The organism is Neptuniibacter pectenicola, assembly GCF_001597735.1.
Lineage (GTDB): Bacteria > Pseudomonadota > Gammaproteobacteria > Pseudomonadales > Balneatricaceae > Neptuniibacter > Neptuniibacter pectenicola.
In genome coordinates this window covers 279,561-296,445 of sequence record NZ_LUTS01000004.1, presented here as the reverse complement: position 1 = coordinate 296,445, position 16,885 = coordinate 279,561, and the positions used below count along the sequence as shown (strand labels likewise).

Here is a 16,885-nt window from a genome sequence, read left to right as displayed (position 1 = left end):
TCTATTACATCCCGCATTTAATCGCTCAGCGAAGCCCTTTATGCCTCGCATCATCCATTACAGCGGCCAGCACTTCTTTGATAGACATTGTTGTCGTATCTAGAATTACAGCGTCCGCCGCAGGCTTGAGAGGAGCAACAGCACGGTTCATATCACGATCATCCCGTGCTTGAATATCCTCTAATATAGCTTGAAGACTAGCACCGAGCCCCTTGTTTATCAACTGGTTATACCGGCGTGATGCACGCTCTTCAGCACTAGCATCCAGATATATTTTTAAAGCAGCGTCCGGAAAAACAACGGTCCCCATATCTCGGCCGTCAGCAATCAGACCCGGAGGTTCAGCAAACGCACGCTGCCGCTCTAATAAAGCGTCACGTACCGCGGGAATAGCCGCGACGATAGAGGCGTCTTTACCTACCACTTCGGTTCGAATGGCATCGGTAACTTCTTCACCTTCTAAAATAATCTGAACACTGTTATCCGTACGTGCAACAAACTGAACATCCAGATGCGCGGCCAACACGACCAACGCTTCTTCATTATCCAGCTCTACGCCGTGATGACGTGCTGCTAAACCCACTAAACGGTAAAGGGCACCACTATCAAGCAGCTCCCAACCTAATTCGCGCGCCAATAATTGGCAGATAGTTCCCTTACCTGATCCGCTTGGACCATCGATGGTAATGACGGGTACCTGTCGATTAGACATCACCCCTCCTCCTTTTCAACCTTAAGACCCACAGACTTCGCTAACTCAACAAAGCCGGGGAATGAAGTCGCAACATTTGCGCAATCATTTATCGTAATTTCGCCGCTCGACCTAAGCGAAGCCACCGTGAATGCCATAGCGATACGATGATCATCGTGGCTTTCAACAACACCACCTGATAAACGACTGCCTTGAATCACAGCACCGTCCGGCGTACCTTCAATATCAGCACCTAAGGTTTTTAAACCGTCAACCATGGCTTGAATACGATCACTTTCCTTCACCCGAAGCTCTTCAGCGCCCGTGACAGTGGTTGTACCTTCGGCACACACTGCGGCAATAAAGATGGCAGGAAACTCATCAATCGCCAACGGCACTTGGTCTTCAGGCACATGAATACCTTTCAACGGTGCATAACGCACCCGAATATCCGCGACAGGCTCACCACCCACTTCACGCTCATTGAGCAGTTCTAGGTTTGCACCCATTAACCGTAAGATATTGATAATGCCAATACGGGTTGGGTTGATACCCACATGCGCAATGGTTAGATCGGAATCTGGGCAGATGGCCGCCGCTACCAAGAAGAAGGTAGCTGACGAAATATCTGCTGGTACATCAATACGCGTTGCCTGTAGATGGCCACCGGATTTAACTTTAGCGGTAGCACCTACTTGCTCTACAGGGTAACCAAAGCCCGTGAGCATTCGCTCCGTGTGATCCCGTGTTGGTGCAGGCTCAGTCACTGAGGTTTCACCCTCGGCATAAAGGCCGGCCAATAAAAGGCAGGACTTAACCTGAGCACTCGCCATCGGCATATCATAATGAATACCTTTAAGTGCTTTACCGCCTTTTATTTTAAGCGGTGGTCGGCCATTTTCCGCCGTTTCAATCTCAGCACCCATCAAACGCAAAGGATCTGCCACACGTCCCATTGGACGTTTAGTGAGCGATTCATCACCACTTAATTCAGTATCAAATGCCTGTGCCGCCAAAAGGCCGGACAAAAGACGCATTGATGTACCTGAATTACCTACATACAACGGCCCCGGAGGCGCCTGCAAGCCGTTAACACCTACGCCGTAGATAGTGACATTACCGTCATCAGGGCCTTCAATAACGACCCCCATGTCTCGGAATGCTTGAAGTGTCGCAAGACTATCCTCACCTTCTAAGAAACCACTTACTTCCGTTACACCATCAGCTAAAGACCCCAACATGATCGAACGATGGGAGATGGATTTGTCACCTGGGACTCTAATTTTTCCATTTACGCTACCGCCAGGCTGGGCGCGAAAGGTTACGTGTAGATTACTCATATGCTGTGAATATGCTGTACCCGAAAGAATTTTAGAAAAATGTTCTCTTGCTGCTTTTGCTCGAGTAAAGGTACCCAGCATTGATTCACTGTCCCCACACTCTATTGCAGCCCTCAACTTTGCCAAACCCGCCGTATACCGGTCTAATTGGGCAAGCAAAGCATGCTTATTTGCCAAACAGATATCGTGCCACATGGTCGGATCACTGCCCGCTATACGGGTAAAATCTCGAAACCCACCCGCGGCGTAACGAAAAATATCTGTATTGTTATCTTGTTCTTGCGCCAAAGTATCCACAAGTGAAAACGCAAGCATATGCGGAAGATGGCTTGTTGCAGCTAAGACCTCATCATGTTTATCAACCGCCATGACGAGTACCTCAGCACCGGTGGATTCCCACATCTTCGTCAACAGGATAACCGCCTTAGATGAAGATTCTGCTAAAGGCGTAAGAATAACGTTATGATTTACAAAAAGTGTCTCATCCGCTGCCACGACGCCACTTTTCTCAGAGCCTGCGATAGGATGTCCAGGCACAAAACCTGAAGGCATCGTTGAGAAAACACGCCGTGCGGCCTCAACAACATTCCCTTTGGTACTCCCTACATCGGTTATCAGGGTGTTTTCTGCTATAAACGGTGCAATATCAACGAGCACCTTCTCCATCGCCTTAACTGGAACCGCTAACACGATCAAATCAGCTTGGGATGCGGCTTCAACTAAATTCTCGGCCGCCACATCAATAACGCCGGTTTCCAAACCTATTTTGACTTCGTCACTATTCCGATCGAACCCTATAATTTGGCCGCATTGACGATTCATTTTGAGCGCCTTCGCCAATGACCCACCAATCAAGCCTAAGCCGATAATGAGGGTTTTCTTGATACTCATACTCAAAGATTCATCACTCGATTTAATGTGTTTAAGCAGCGTTCGTTTTCTTCTTGTAAACCAATACTGATGCGAAGGTGTTGCGGCATACCATAACTCGCAATCGGTCTAACAATGACTCCCGCTTCCAACATCGCCTGATAAATAGGCTGTGCATCCATGGCAAAATCAACGGTAATAAAGTTACCCACAGACGGAATATAACTCAGCCCCATGGTCGTTAATGCTTGTTGATACAAGGCCATACCTTGCTTATTAAGCGCCATGCCCTGTGCAAGATACTCCTCATCGCTTAACGCAACTTCGGCAGCCAACAACGCTAAACTATTAACATTAAAAGGTTGGCGCACACGGCTTAAAATATTCGCGATCTGCACATTAGACACCGCATAACCTACGCGCAAACCCGCTAATCCATACGCCTTAGAAAAGGTACGTGTGACGATTAAGTTAGGGTAACGCTCAAGCAGTAACAGTCCATTAGGAAACTCAGGGTGCTCAACATATTCGGTATAGGCCTCATCAAGCACCACTAAAACCTGCTCCGGCACCTGATCCAAAAAGGCGGTAAGTTGCTGTTCTGTTACCCAAGTACCGGTCGGGTTATTGGGGTTTGCGATAAAGATAATCCGCGTACGCTCAGTTATCGCCGTCAGCATCGCATCTAGGTCATGGCCCCATGCTTTAGCGGGCGTAACAACCGCCGTTGCACCCGAGGCTTGTGTGACAATCGAATAGGCCACAAAGCTAAACTCAGAATAGATAACCTCATCACCGCTCCCAAGGTAGGCGCGACCAATCAGGTCAATAACATCATTAGAGCCATTACCTAAGGTGAGTGAGTCTACGGCAACCGCATATTTATCCGATAGCGCGCGTTTTAATCTATAGCCACCACCATCAGGGTAGCGGGTGATATCCGACAGGCCTTGCTGTATCGCAGATAACACACGAGGAGAAGGCCCCAGCGGGTTTTCATTACTGGCAAGCTTGATAACGTCGGTTAATCCCAGCTCTCGCTCCAGCTCCTCAACCGGTTTACCTGGCTGATACGGCACAAGGTCCTGAATACCAGAACAGGCTAAGGATATAAAATCACACTTCATAATACACTGACCGAGAGCATCATATATTGACTGACCCTACCCCGTTAAAGTACGGCACTGGGGTAAGACCCAAGCACTTTAAGCTCGATACTGTTCTTTATCAGATCCTGTAGTGCGTTCTGTACCACGGGGTCTGAGTTATGGCCGACAAAATCGATATAGAATAATGAATTTTTTGACGCTGAACGGGTTTCAACACGCGTCAAACTCACACCGTAACGGTGGAAAGGCTCCAGCAGCTGATATAACGCCCCCGGCGTATCAGGCACCGAGATTAAAATAGAGGTTTTATCATCGCCACTTGGGCCAACATATTGATCGCCGATAATCAGGAAGCGTGTAGAGTTATCGATTTGATCTTCAATATTTTTGACGGCAGCATCTAGATCATAAAGGTCAGCGGCCATATCACCTGCAATCGCCGCACAGCCTTTACCCTCTTTCGCCGCTAAGCGGGCCGCCTCAGCATTTGAGCTAACGGCCACTTTTTCGATATCAGGATAGCGTACATCCAGCCAACAACGGCTCTGCGCTAAAGACTGCTGATGGGAGTAGATTTTTCTGATGCCATCGAGGCTGTCCCCTCGATTTAATAGCAGGTGCAAGTGCACCGGCACTTCTACTTCACCACAGATCTTAAGGTCAAACTGCTTAAATAGATCGAGCGTATGGCTTACAACGCCTTCCGTTGAGTTTTCAATCGGCACAACACCATAATGGGCAGCCCCTGACTGTACTTCACGGAAAACATCTTTCAGTGATTGCATCGGTAAGTGACGCGCGGAGTGGCCAAAGTGCTTCATAGCTGCCAGTTGCGTAAAGGTCCCTTCTGGGCCTAAAAAAGCAACACGCATCGGCTCTTCCAGTGCAAGACAGACTGACATGATCTCACGGAATAAGCGGGCAACCTCTTTATCAGCTAAAGGGCCCTCATTACGCTCCATGACTGCCCGCAACACTTGAGCTTCACGTTCTGGACGATAAAACACAGGGCTAACATCACCCTGATATTTCTGTTTAACTTCCGCCACACTTTGCGCACAACGGGCACGACGATTGAGCAACTCATGGAGTTGCCCATCAATAGTGTCGATCTGGTCACGGAGGATACGTAGCTCTTTTTCCTGTTCGCTCATACTCTTCTACTTAATTCTGTGATGATCTTAGGCGTGTTGTTTTTCAAACTGCTGCATAAAACTAATCAGCGCATCAACGGCGGCTTCGGGCACGGCGTTATAAATACTTGCACGCATTCCACCCACAGAGCGATGACCTTGTAGATTCAACAATCCGGCCTCTTCAGCCTGCTGCAAGAAAAGTGCATCTAACGCATCATCAGCCAGTGTAAAAGGTACATTCATCCATGAACGGTTTGCCACCGCCATTGGATTAGCATAAAAATCGCTCGCATCAATCGCGGCATATAATTTAGCTTGCTTACGCTGATTTGCTTTCTCCATTGCAGCAACGCCGCCTTGCGCTTTCAGCCATTTAAAGACCAAACCAGCAAGGTACCAGCCAAATGTAGGTGGCGTATTACACATGGAATCAGCATCCGCATGGACTTTGTAGTCAAACATAGTCGGAGTACCGGCCACGACACTGCCAAGCAGATCTTCTCGAACAATAACAACGGTCAAACCCGCCGGGCCTATATTCTTTTGAGCACCCGCATAGATCAATCCAAACTTATCCACATCCAGCTGACGGGACAATATAGTAGAAGAAAGATCAGCCACGAGAGGTACATCACCCGATTCTGGAATATAGTCATACTCCAATCCACCAATGGTTTCATTGGGCGTGTAGTGAAGGTAAGCCGCATCAGGGTTAAGCTTAAGTTCGGCTTGGGTCGGTACGGCAATATTGCCGTTTCCTTCACTGCTGCCTGCAATAGAGACATCACAGTAGCGAGCCGCTTCTTTGATCGCTTTTTTCGACCAGATACCGGTATTGATATAGTCGGCGTTCGTTTTGCCTCTCAATAAGTTCATCGGAATCATTGAGAATTGCGACGTTGCGCCGCCTTGGAGAAATAACACTTTATAAGCAGAGCTAATGCCCATTAGATCGCGTAGATCTTGCTCCGCTTGTTCAGCCACCGATACAAACTCGTCGCTGCGGTGACTCATCTCCATAATAGAGAGCCCCTTGCCGTGCCAATCCAACAACTCTTGCTGTGCTTGTGCTAGCACGTCTTCGGGTAAACCTGCAGGTCCTGCACTGAAATTAAACTTGCGTGTCATCGATCGTGTCTCTTATATCAATATTTCTTGCCGCTATTAAGAATAGGCGCAACTAAAAGGGTGCTATATAAAAAGTGCGACTTAAAGCCGCACTTGATTGGATAAACTACTCATTCTCATCCGAGTGGTTTTCCGCATCCGGCTGCAAGTCAGCTGGGCTATCTGACGATTCTTCAGACACCTCCCCTTCGCTGATCTCTTCTTCATCCGGTTCCTCTATACGTGCAACACTCACGAGACGTTCATCCGTATTTACACGGATCAATGTAACCCCTTGAGTATTTCGTCCAAGCTCAGAAATGCCGTCACAACCGGTACGTACTAATGTACCCCGGTCACTGATAAGCATCACATCATCGCCATCAAAGACCTGAACTGCGCCCGCCAACTGACCATTACGATCAGAACATTGCTGCGCAATCACACCCTGACCACCACGACCTTTAACGGGGAAGTCATCAATGGCTGTTTTCTTACCATAGCCATTTTCAGATGCTGTCAGTACCTTACCGCCTTCCTGTGGAATAATTAATGAGATAACTTCAACGCCATCGCCCATTCTTACACCACGTACGCCACGTGCCGTACGACCCATTGGACGTACATCATTTTCATTAAAGCGCATGCTCTTACCTGCGCTGGTCATAAGCATGATGTCATTACTGCCATCTGTGATCGCTGCGCCAACCAGATGGTCATCATCTAATAGGTCTAACGCAATCAAGCCGCTTGAGCGAGGACGGGCAAAGTTGGTTAACGCGGTTTTCTTAACCGTGCCAGAAGCGGTTGCCATAAAGATAAATTTATCTTCATCATAGGCACCTACCGGCAGGATTGTACTGACGCGCTCCCCTTCATCCAATGGCAAGATATTCACAATTGGACGGCCACGCGCGGTTCGGCTCGCAACAGGAATTTCAAACACACGTAACCAATAGACTTTACCGCGATCGGTAAAGCAGAGAATCGTATCGTGTGTATTAGCGATAAGCAGATGTTCTATAAAGTCTTCATCTTTAATCGCTGCGGCAGACTTACCTTTACCACCACGGCGCTGTGACTGGTAATCCGTTAATGGCTGCGTTTTCGCATAACCACCATGGGAGATGGTAACAACCATGTCCTCTTCGGTAATAAGATCAGCAATCGTCAAATCTTTACGTGATGCAGTAATCTCGGTACGACGCTCATCACCATACTCTTCGAGTACCGCTTCAAGCTCTTCGCGAATCACTTCCATCAAACGCTCATGGGAGCCTAAGATAAGCAGAAGTTCTGCAATTTTATCGAGTAGTTCTTTATATTCAGCAATCAGCTTGTCATGTTCTAAACCGGTCAAACGGTGTAGACGTAGCTCTAGAATCGCTTGGGCTTGTGCTGGTGATAGGTGGTAATGCCCATCACGCAAGCCGTACTGCTCTTCCAGATCATCAGGACGGCAAGCATCTTCACCTGCACGCTCAAGCATCTGAATAACATCACCCGGTGCCCACGCTGCTGCAATCAAGCCTTCTTTTGCTTCTGCTGGCGTTGGTGATTTTTTAATTAATTCGATAACCGGATCAATATTTGCCAGCGCTACCGCTAAACCTTCTAATAGATGGCCGCGTTCACGGGCCTTTCTTAGTAGGTAAACAGTACGACGTGTAACCACCTCACGGCGATGACGTACAAAGCACTCAAGCGCGGTTTTAAGATCCAGTATGCGCGGCTGACCATCAACCAGCGCCACCATATTGATACCGAAGACAGACTCCATCTGGGTCTGTGCGAACAGGTTATTGATAACGACTTCAGGTACTTCATTACGTCGTAATTCAATAACAATGCGCATACCGTCTTTATCAGACTCGTCACGCAGTTCGGTAATCCCTTCGATTTTCTTATCTTTAACTAACTCAGCAATTTTTTCGATCAAACGTGCTTTGTTTAGCTGATAAGGGATCTCGGTGATAATAAGAGACGGCTTACCGTTCTTCTCATCTTCTTCAACATGGTATTTAGCACGGACATAGATACGTCCACGCCCTGTACGGTACGCCTGTAAAATACCCGCGCGACCGTTAATAATACCGCCCGTTGGAAAGTCGGGGCCCGGAATATATTCCATCAACTCATCGGTCGTTAGATCGCCATTTTCTATCAATGCGATACAACCACGCACAACTTCTGACAAGTTATGAGGAGGAATATTAGTAGCCATACCTACAGCGATACCCGAAGAACCATTAACAAGCAGGTTCGGGATACGTGTTGGCACAACCACTGGAATTTTTTCAGTACCGTCATAGTTATCAACAAAATCGACGGTTTCTTTTTCTAAATCAGCTAACAGTTCGTGAGCGATTTTATCCATGCGGATTTCGGTATAACGCATCGCCGCAGCAGAATCGCCATCAATCGAACCGAAGTTACCCTGACCATCCACAAGGGGATAGCGCATGGAAAAGCTCTGCGCCATACGTACAATAGTATCGTAAACCGCACTATCACCATGTGGGTGGTATTTACCGATTACATCGCCCACCACACGCGCTGATTTTTTATATGCTTTGTTCCAGTCATTGCCGAGTTCGTTCATCGCAAATAGAACACGACGGTGTACTGGTTTAAGACCGTCTCTTGCGTCTGGTAACGCACGGCCCACGATTACGCTCATTGCGTAATCTAGGTATGACTGCTTCAGTTCATCTTCGATGTTAACTGGCAGAATTTCTTTGACTTGATCGCCCATTCCCTATCCTTGAATCACTCTCGCAACGGAAGGTTTCCGCGGATATTTTTAACCGCAGGAGTATATCATATTTTCCACAAATGAATCCTGAAAAAATAAGGGGTTATATAATTAAATATTAGGACGTACGCATTTACCTCTGTGACTATTTCTGAAGCCTCTAGGAGTGCTAGAATAAGACAAAATTCACGAACGAAAGAACGCCATGACACAGTCAAATAAAACGTCTCAGCAAAACATTGATCCGGAAGAGATCGCAAAGTTCGAAGAACTGGCGAACAAGTGGTGGGACCGCAATAGCGAATTCAAGCCCCTGCATGATATCAACCCTTTGCGCGTTGGCTTTATCGACCGTATCGCCCACCTTGCTGACAAGAACGTATTAGACGTAGGCTGCGGCGGCGGCATCTTATCCGAATCTATGGCACAACGCGGTGCCCACGTGACAGGTATCGATATGGGCGCAGCGCCGCTCAAAATCGCTAAACTTCACGGCCTAGAGAGCGGTGTAGATGTCAGCTACAAACAGATTACCGTTGAGGAACTTGCAGCAGAACAGCCCGCTTCGTTTGATGTGGTCACCTGCATGGAGATGCTTGAGCATGTGCCCGATCCCGCTTCAATCGTCAACGCGTGCGCTACACTTTGCAAACCGGGCGGCACGCTTTTCTTTTCCACCCTCAACCGCAACCCAAAGAGCTATCTATTTGCGATTTTAGGCGCAGAAAAGCTATTAAAGTTAGTACCCGACGGCACCCACGATTTTAAAAAGTTCATCCGCCCATCCGAATTAGGCGCATGGATTCGAGAAAGCGGGTTACACAGCACCGAAATGTGCGGCATGACCTACAACCCGCTGACAAAAACATACAGCCTGCACCCCACCGATGTGGATGTAAACTATATGATTGCGACCACCAAACCAGCCTAAGGGCCCGCGACGCAGATGAACACACGACCAGCATCCGTTCTATTCGATCTAGATGGCACCCTGATTGATACAGCCCCCGATTTTCACTGGGTTATTAATCAGCTATTAAAAGAAGAGAACAAAGCGCCTGTCAGCTATGACTATATAAGACATTATGTCTCTAACGGTGCTCGGGCGATGGTGGGTGCGGCATTTAATTTACATGAAGATGATCACGCATTTGATTATCTGCATCAACGGATGCTAGAACTCTATTTACAGCATTTAAATACCCAGAGCCAGCTGTTCCCCGGCCTTGATGATTGCCTTATCTGGTTAGAGCAACATAACATCCCTTGGGGCGTTGTCACCAACAAACCAGCGCTTTATACCACCCCAGTCATGCTAGGACTCGGGTTATCAAAACGGGTAAGCACGGTGATCTGTCCTGATCATGTAAAAAACAAAAAACCAGACCCTGAAGCGCTCTTCCTTGCCTGCAATGAAATCAACTGCCCTGCTGAACAGAGCATCTACGTGGGGGATCATATACGGGACATCGAAGCAGGTAATCGCGCAGGCATGACAACCGTTGGCGCCACTTACGGCTATTTAAATGACGGCGAAGATCCATCCACATGGCACGCCGATCATTACATTACCTGTGCAACTAAACTAAAGCCCCTGCTACAATCACTTTATAGTGATTTACGCAGCTGATATTAGGATCAATAATTATGTTTGACTACCAGGCACCGGAGAACCTCCTACAAGACCGCATTATTCTGGTAACAGGCGCCGGCGCAGGTATTGGTCGCGCAGCCGCTAAAGCTTATGCCGCTCACGGAGCAACCGTAATTTTACTCGGCCGCACCTTAGAAAAGCTCGAGCAGGTTTATGATGAGATTGAAGCAGCGGGACACCCACAACCCGCGCTCGTACCGCTCAATCTAGAAAGCGCACAAGAACATGACTACATTGAGCTTGCAAATACGCTTGAGCAGGAGTTTGGCCGTCTGGACGGCATACTCCACAATGCAAGCTTACTGGGCGTTAGAACCACAATAGAAAGCTATGACCCCGTTATCTGGCAACAGGTTATGCAGGTCAACCTCAATGCACCCTTTATGATGACACAGATTTTGATGCCGCTTTTAGAGCGTTCGAACCATGCATCAATCGTATTCACCTCATCCAGCGTAGGCCGAAAAGCCAAAGCCTACTGGGGCGCATACGGCATCTCTAAGTTTGCAACCGAAGGGCTGATGCAAACCTTAGCGGACGAGCTTGAATCCGTCAGCAAAATCCGCACAAACTGCATCAACCCAGGCGCTACGCGTACTCAAATGCGCGCAGATGCATATCCTGCCGAAAAACCCGCTTCGGTAAAATCGGCCGAAGAGATTATGCCGCTATATTTATACCTAATGGGCGATGATAGCCTCGAGGTAAACGGACAATCACTGGACGCCCAATAAGCAACCAGCAGACATAAAAAAGCAGCCTAGCGAAGTGATCTATCCTACTGACCACTTACACTAGACTGCTTTTTTTGTACCCAAAAGGATCAATCGAGCTTAATCCCCTTCTTGTCTTCTCGCTCTCTGCTTTTTATAACGACGATCAAACTTCTGCTTTTCCACCACCGACATTTTAGCGCCACGTCGTGGTTTTAATTCCAGCATCTGAGACAAGGATTTAACTTCTTTATCGTCCATCATCTTCCACGTACCCGCCCTAACATCACTCGGCAGAAATACAGGACCAAAACGAACACGCTTCAAACGGCTTACTTGAATCTCTTGTGATTCCCAAAGACGACGTACTTCTCGATTTCGCCCCTCCATAACCACACAGTGATACCATTTATTAGCGCCATCACCATCAAAGAACTGCACATCAGTGAAGCGTGCCATTCCATCATCAAGCAACACACCATCAGTTAAACGCTTCAAAAGCGCGTCATCCACGCTCCCTAAAACACGTACAGCATATTCGCGATCAATTTGAGCCGACGGATGCATAAGCGCATTCGCAAGGTCACCATCCGTCGTGAACAATAAAAGACCTGATGTATTTATATCTAAACGACCAATGGCAATCCAACGCCCTTCCTTAAGCGGCGGCAAGTGGTCAAACACGGTTGGGCGCCCCTCTGGATCATGACGCGTACATATTTCACCGACAGGTTTGTTATATACCAACACCCTGCGTTCAGCTTGCTTATCAAAGATAAGATTAACAAGCGATCCATCCACCGACACAACATCACCTTCTGCTATGCGGTCACCTAAGGTAGCAACTTGATCATTAACGGAAATTCGCCCGTCTTTAATCCAACGCTCCATCTCACGACGTGAGCCTATACCGGAGCGCGCCAAAACTTTATGTATTTTTTCATCTGACATATGACGCACCTAACATTTATCTAACAACTTACAAAAAATATCATCAATAAACGACGAGGACACAGCCCCCCCCCTTATTGATAATAATAAAACAAACATTAAAACCAACAAAAAAGCCCTTTCAGCTAAGGAAAGGGCTCTTATTTATAAAAACGCGACCCAATAATTAAATGAGGCAATCGTCTTTAGTAAATCCTTTTTCAAAATAAGCCTGGAAAGCTAAAGGCGTACGGCCACGACCTGACCATTCATGTTCAACACCTTCATCATCTACAACGCGATATTTTGGCTGAACCTTTTTCTTAGGCGCAGCAACCTCACCAATCATACCCATGAGATCATTCATATCCACGCCTGCTTCTAACATGCTTTGGCGAATCGCTTCAATCTTTTCAAGCTTTTCCTGTTCAGCTGCCTGAACTGCAGCTTCCTCTTCACGTCGATCGTCCGCAATCACAGTTAAATCAGAGATTACTTTTTCGAGTTCAGAAACACTAAGTTCCTGACACTGTTTACGAAGAGAATTTTTGCGCGTTAGAATTTTTAAAAAATCAGACATTTCTCATACTCATCGAATTAAATAAATAAAGTGATTATCGTTATAGGTAATAAGGAACTCAGTATAAACAATAATATTAAATTATGAAAAGCTAGTAATATCTCCCGCCCCTTGTCGAATAACCTCAGGCACCTCTTCAACAAGATTAATAACACTGGTCGCTTCCAAACCGCAGTATCCACCGTCAATAATAAGATCAACCTGATTTTGCAGCAACTGCCGCATTTCATAGGGATCCATTAACGGGGTTCCATCTCCGGGCATAATTAATGACGTACTCATAATAGGTTCACCCAGCGTTTCAGTTAATGCCAACGCTATAGGGTTATTTGGTATACGAATACCTATAGTTCTTCTTTTAGGATGCAAAAGGCGCCGAGGCACTTCTGAGGTCGCTTTAAGAATAAACGTAAACGCACCAGGTGTATGTGCCTTTAATAAACGGTAGTTAGTATTCTCGACCTTAGCGTAGGTACTTATCTCACTTAAATCACGGCAGACCAACGTAAAATTATGTTTATCATTTAATTGGCGTATTTTTTTTATCCGTTCCAACGCTCGCTTATCACCTAGATGACAACCTAATGCATACGCACAATCTGTAGGGTAAATAACAACCCCACCATTATTAATGATTTCAACCGCTTGATTTATCAAACGCTGCTGAGGGCTCTCAGGATGTATTTGAAAAAACTGACTCACAATCTACCTTAGATAATTATCAAAAATAACAATGACCGATTATAACTTATCTATATCATTTTACGTATTAAACCAGATCAATAAATCACAATAAATAATTTAACACGTGATTTACATTACTTTTCAATGGTGGATATTTACCTAGGTCCGTCCATGTATGCCCCGGAGAATGAAAATCACTCCCCGCTGAAATCATCATATTTTTCTCTTTAGCGATACGCAGCAATTGAAAATGATGGTCCGGCGTCATCCCAGGATAAGATACTTCAATACCATCCCCCCCAGCTTCAGTAAAATCGTTAATCGCGCCACGCAGTTTAGTAAATGTCATTTTATATTTAGTCGGGTGCGCCAAAATGGAAACGCCTCCTGCGTTTTTAATAACGGACAGCGCTTCCACCAGCGATGGCCACTCCATTTTTACATCACCTTTTTTGCCTATACCTAAATATTTTTTAAATGCCTGCTGCTCTGTACTGACCAACCCCTGCTCCAACATAACCCGAGCAAAATGCGGACGACCAATAACACCTTCACCCCCTTTCTCTTTAGCGGCCAAATAAAGATCGGGCAATCCCATGGTCATCAACTGATCCGCAACCTTTCTTGCCCTTGCCAACCTTAAGGCCGAAAGGTTCGCTAGATAATCTTTCAACTCAACGGACGTCACATCCAACCCTAAACCAACAATATGCAGCACGCGCTGATTCCAAGTGCAGGTAAACTCAACGCCAGAGATCAAACGGATCCCTTCTAGGTCCTCATCGCTAAATTGCGCAATTCCCGCCAGCGTGTCATGGTCAGTAATCGCCAAGACTTCGATCTGCCGCTCCTTCGCTCGCGCCAATAAAACGTGCGGCTCAAGTGCCCCATCTGACGCGGTTGTGTGGCAATGTAGGTCGTATTTAGGTAATTCCATATTTATTCACTGTTTATATAAAGTTCAAGCAACCTTATAATCCAACGTTAACCCACTAGATTAAGGCGACCATGAAGCTTTTATTAGATTTTTTACCGATCATTATCTTTTTTATCGTATACAAAACGACTAATGACATTATTTTAGCCACGGCTATCCTGATACCAGCAACGCTTTTACAGATGCTATATACATGGATGCGCACGCATAAGATCGAAAAGATGCAATTGGTCACCTTAGCGTTAGTCGTCATCCTTGGTGGCGCTACCGTCCTATTTCAGGACAAGACCTTCATCCAATGGAAACCGACCGTTGTAAATTGGTTATTTGGTATAGCGTTTTTAGGTAGCCAATTTATTGGAAGTAAAACGATTGTAGAACGCCTGATGGGAAGTAACATCTCCCTTCCCGGTTTTGCTTGGCGTACGCTCAACATTGCTTGGGTCATTTTCTTCTTAGCCATGGGCGCGCTTAATCTTTATGTCGCCTATTCCTTCAGCGAAGAAACATGGGTCAACTTTAAACTATTTGGGATGCTAGGTCTCACGGTGATTTTCATTATCGCTCAAGGTGTCTACCTTTCTCGCCATATTGAAAATACAGAAAACAACGATTCAAATAATTAAGGATATATCTGTGTATTACGCCATTATTGCAGAAGATAAAGAAAACAGCTTAGAAAACCGCCTCGCAGCACGCCCTGAGCACTTACTACGACTAAAAGATTTAAATGCAGAGGGCAGATTACTCATCGCGGGCCCTCACCCAGCCATCGACAGCGAAGACCCTGGCGCTGCGGGCTTTACAGGCAGTTTAGTCGTTGCTGAGTTTCCATCATTAGCCGATGCACAGCAGTGGGCAGATGAAGATCCTTATATAACTGCGGGTGTTTACAAAAAAGTTACTGTTAAGCCGTATAAAAAAGTACTACCCTAGTACATAAGAACGCTATAATACTGGTACAACTATGAACTAAAGACTAAGAATGCGCCTACAATGTAGATAAAGCAAACTTAGTTGAGCGTTGCCTTAGATGAGCATAAGTAAGCAATTAGTCCAAAAATATGACTATTTTTCTGCTATTTATCCTAGGTTAAGGTAGGAAGAGTTGTAATAAACAGATTAATTCTTATTATTCCTAATTACAGAATCCAAATCGTATTTCAAGGACAGCTAAAATGAAAAAATTCGCAATCGCTTCAGGCTTAGTACTCGCTATGGGCCTAGCAACAGGTGCTCAAGCTCACCCAGAGAACGCAGGTTACTGGGATGAATCACCAACGTCTACAGTATGGAAAACAGGTACTGGTGGATGCTGGCGTCATGGTTTCTGGGAAGAGTCTGATGCAATCGAAGGTTGTGAGGGCTACAAAGCGCCAATGGCAGAAGCTCCAGCTCCGGCTCCAGCTCCAGCACCTAAAATGATGAGCACTGTTGAAAAACACATCGTATACTTCGATTTTGATAGCTCAAATCCTGGCGATGTAAGTGACATCTCTAGCTATGTTAACTCTCTTAAAGAAGTAACTAGCGTTAATCTTGTTGGCCATGCTGACCGCATTGGTGCAAGTGCATATAACGATGCGCTTTCTCAGAAACGTGTAAACGCTGTAGCTAAAGCACTACAGGCAGGCGGCGTAAGCGCTTCTGTAATTAGCACTGGCTACATGGGCGAAAATGCACCAGCTAAATCATGTGAAGGCCTACGTGGCACTAACGTTGTTGACTGCCTACGCGCTAACCGTCGTGTAGAAGTTGAGATTTCTGGTAAAAAATAAGCGATAAAGTCAGCGTACTTTGTTGCTAGAGAGGCACCTTTAAACAAGGTGCCTTTTTTTTATAACAATAAAATAAAGGCTGATGATGAACACACTAACAAAAGTCCTCCCCTTTCTATTTTTACTGTTAAGCGCCTCTGTTTTTTCTGCTGAAGCCTATCAAGATCAAAAGGTCGTTTACCATATCAATTATGATGACCCTACCCGCATCTCCGCCACGTTCTCGAATATAGCGAATCATATAAATCAACTGGGTGAAGATCACATCACCGTTAAAGCGGTTATTCATGGCCCTGCGATTAAATACTTTATTGAAGCCAGCCACGATGACGCTAAACAAATTGCGCTCGATTCACTACGTTTAAATAATGTTCAATTCATTATTTGCCGTAACAGCCTTGAAGGCTTTCATGTGACCCGTGAAGACCTCTATGAGGTTGAAGCCGACGATGTTGTGCAAGCAGGACTCCCCGAGATTGTACACCTACAGCAGCAGGGCTATTTTTACGTTCGCCCCTAACAAGGGATGACACTGCGGTGACACGACAGACACAAAAAAGGTGGCACATGGCCACCTTTTTTAGTGATGCGATGACTATAG

17 protein-coding genes are annotated in these 16,885 nt (G+C 46.2%); 7 read left to right on the top strand and 10 right to left on the bottom strand.

Features of this window, described 5'->3' with window-relative positions; genetic code table 11:
* Nucleotides 1-25: 25 nt before the first annotated feature.
* The 6 genes from cmk to gyrA all read right to left on the bottom strand — a co-directional run bounded on the left by cmk (nt 26) and on the right by gyrA (nt 9,008).
* Complete coding sequence (gene cmk, locus A3773_RS07640) at nt 26-712, bottom strand: (d)CMP kinase (RefSeq protein ID WP_067984637.1); 687 nt, start codon at nt 710-712, stop codon at nt 26-28.
* Nucleotides 712-2,922 (bottom strand): bifunctional prephenate dehydrogenase/3-phosphoshikimate 1-carboxyvinyltransferase, encoded by a 2,211-nt coding sequence (locus tag A3773_RS07635; RefSeq protein WP_067984635.1) that lies wholly within the window; start codon nt 2,920-2,922, stop codon nt 712-714. Before A3773_RS07635 ends, cmk begins: the two co-directional genes overlap by 1 nt.
* A 2-nt stretch (nt 2,923-2,924) precedes the next feature.
* The gene (gene hisC / locus A3773_RS07630) at nt 2,925-4,028 is read right to left on the bottom strand and encodes a histidinol-phosphate transaminase (RefSeq protein WP_067984634.1); all 1,104 of its coding nucleotides are present in this window, start codon (nt 4,026-4,028) and stop codon (nt 2,925-2,927) included.
* Nucleotides 4,029-4,072: 44 nt separating this feature from the next.
* Entirely contained in the window at nt 4,073-5,164 is a 1,092-nt protein-coding gene (gene pheA / locus A3773_RS07625) for a prephenate dehydratase (RefSeq protein WP_067984632.1), read from the bottom strand.
* Nucleotides 5,165-5,191: 27 nt separating this feature from the next.
* Nucleotides 5,192-6,274, bottom strand: coding sequence for a 3-phosphoserine/phosphohydroxythreonine transaminase (serC, locus tag A3773_RS07620; protein ID WP_067984630.1), 1,083 nt, complete (start codon nt 6,272-6,274; stop codon nt 5,192-5,194).
* A 106-nt stretch (nt 6,275-6,380) separates the two neighbouring features.
* Complete coding sequence (gene gyrA / locus A3773_RS07615) at nt 6,381-9,008, bottom strand: DNA gyrase subunit A (RefSeq protein ID WP_067984629.1); 2,628 nt, start codon at nt 9,006-9,008, stop codon at nt 6,381-6,383.
* A 205-nt stretch (nt 9,009-9,213) separates the two neighbouring features.
* Here gyrA and ubiG point away from each other — a divergent pair, with 205 nt between their 5' ends.
* Genes ubiG through A3773_RS07600 form a run of 3 tightly spaced genes read left to right on the top strand, consistent with a single transcriptional unit; the run spans nt 9,214 to nt 11,396 of the window.
* Entirely contained in the window at nt 9,214-9,939 is a 726-nt protein-coding gene (gene ubiG, locus A3773_RS07610; RefSeq protein WP_067984628.1) for a bifunctional 2-polyprenyl-6-hydroxyphenol methylase/3-demethylubiquinol 3-O-methyltransferase UbiG, read from the top strand.
* A 15-nt stretch (nt 9,940-9,954) separates the two neighbouring features.
* Nucleotides 9,955-10,638: an HAD-IA family hydrolase gene (locus A3773_RS07605; RefSeq protein ID WP_067984627.1), complete on the top strand. Its 684-nt coding sequence runs from the start codon at nt 9,955-9,957 to the stop codon at nt 10,636-10,638.
* 17 nt (nt 10,639-10,655) lie between these two features.
* Nucleotides 10,656-11,396: a YciK family oxidoreductase gene (locus A3773_RS07600; RefSeq protein ID WP_067984626.1), complete on the top strand. Its 741-nt coding sequence runs from the start codon at nt 10,656-10,658 to the stop codon at nt 11,394-11,396.
* A 99-nt stretch (nt 11,397-11,495) separates the two neighbouring features.
* Here A3773_RS07600 and rluB read toward each other — a convergent pair whose 3' ends face one another.
* From rluB to A3773_RS07580, 4 genes are all read right to left on the bottom strand, one after another.
* Nucleotides 11,496-12,326 (bottom strand): 23S rRNA pseudouridine(2605) synthase RluB, encoded by an 831-nt coding sequence (rluB, locus tag A3773_RS07595; RefSeq protein ID WP_067984623.1) that lies wholly within the window; start codon nt 12,324-12,326, stop codon nt 11,496-11,498.
* A 166-nt stretch (nt 12,327-12,492) separates the two neighbouring features.
* Nucleotides 12,493-12,885, bottom strand: coding sequence for an H-NS histone family protein (locus A3773_RS07590; RefSeq protein ID WP_067984622.1), 393 nt, complete (start codon nt 12,883-12,885; stop codon nt 12,493-12,495).
* A gap of 81 nt (nt 12,886-12,966) precedes the next feature.
* Nucleotides 12,967-13,587 (bottom strand): L-threonylcarbamoyladenylate synthase, encoded by a 621-nt coding sequence (locus A3773_RS07585; protein WP_067984621.1) that lies wholly within the window; start codon nt 13,585-13,587, stop codon nt 12,967-12,969.
* A gap of 85 nt (nt 13,588-13,672) precedes the next feature.
* The gene (locus tag A3773_RS07580; RefSeq protein ID WP_067984620.1) at nt 13,673-14,506 is read right to left on the bottom strand and encodes a PHP domain-containing protein; all 834 of its coding nucleotides are present in this window, start codon (nt 14,504-14,506) and stop codon (nt 13,673-13,675) included.
* 71 nt (nt 14,507-14,577) lie between these two features.
* On the opposite strand from A3773_RS07580, the gene A3773_RS07575 reads away from it, so the two are divergent.
* The 4 genes from A3773_RS07575 (at nt 14,578) to A3773_RS07560 (ending at nt 16,804) form a co-directional block, all read left to right on the top strand.
* A complete protein-coding gene (locus A3773_RS07575; protein WP_067984618.1) occupies nt 14,578-15,132 on the top strand; it encodes a septation protein A in 555 nt (184 codons plus the stop codon).
* 10 nt (nt 15,133-15,142) lie between these two features.
* Nucleotides 15,143-15,442 carry a YciI family protein gene (locus A3773_RS07570; protein ID WP_067984616.1) on the top strand — a complete coding sequence of 100 codons (300 nt, stop codon included), beginning with the start codon at nt 15,143-15,145 and terminating at the stop codon, nt 15,440-15,442.
* 242 nt (nt 15,443-15,684) lie between these two features.
* Nucleotides 15,685-16,284 (top strand): OmpA family protein, encoded by a 600-nt coding sequence (locus tag A3773_RS07565; protein WP_067984614.1) that lies wholly within the window; start codon nt 15,685-15,687, stop codon nt 16,282-16,284.
* An 82-nt stretch (nt 16,285-16,366) separates the two neighbouring features.
* Complete coding sequence (locus A3773_RS07560; RefSeq protein WP_067984612.1) at nt 16,367-16,804, top strand: DsrE family protein; 438 nt, start codon at nt 16,367-16,369, stop codon at nt 16,802-16,804.
* Nucleotides 16,805-16,885: the final 81 nt, after the last annotated feature.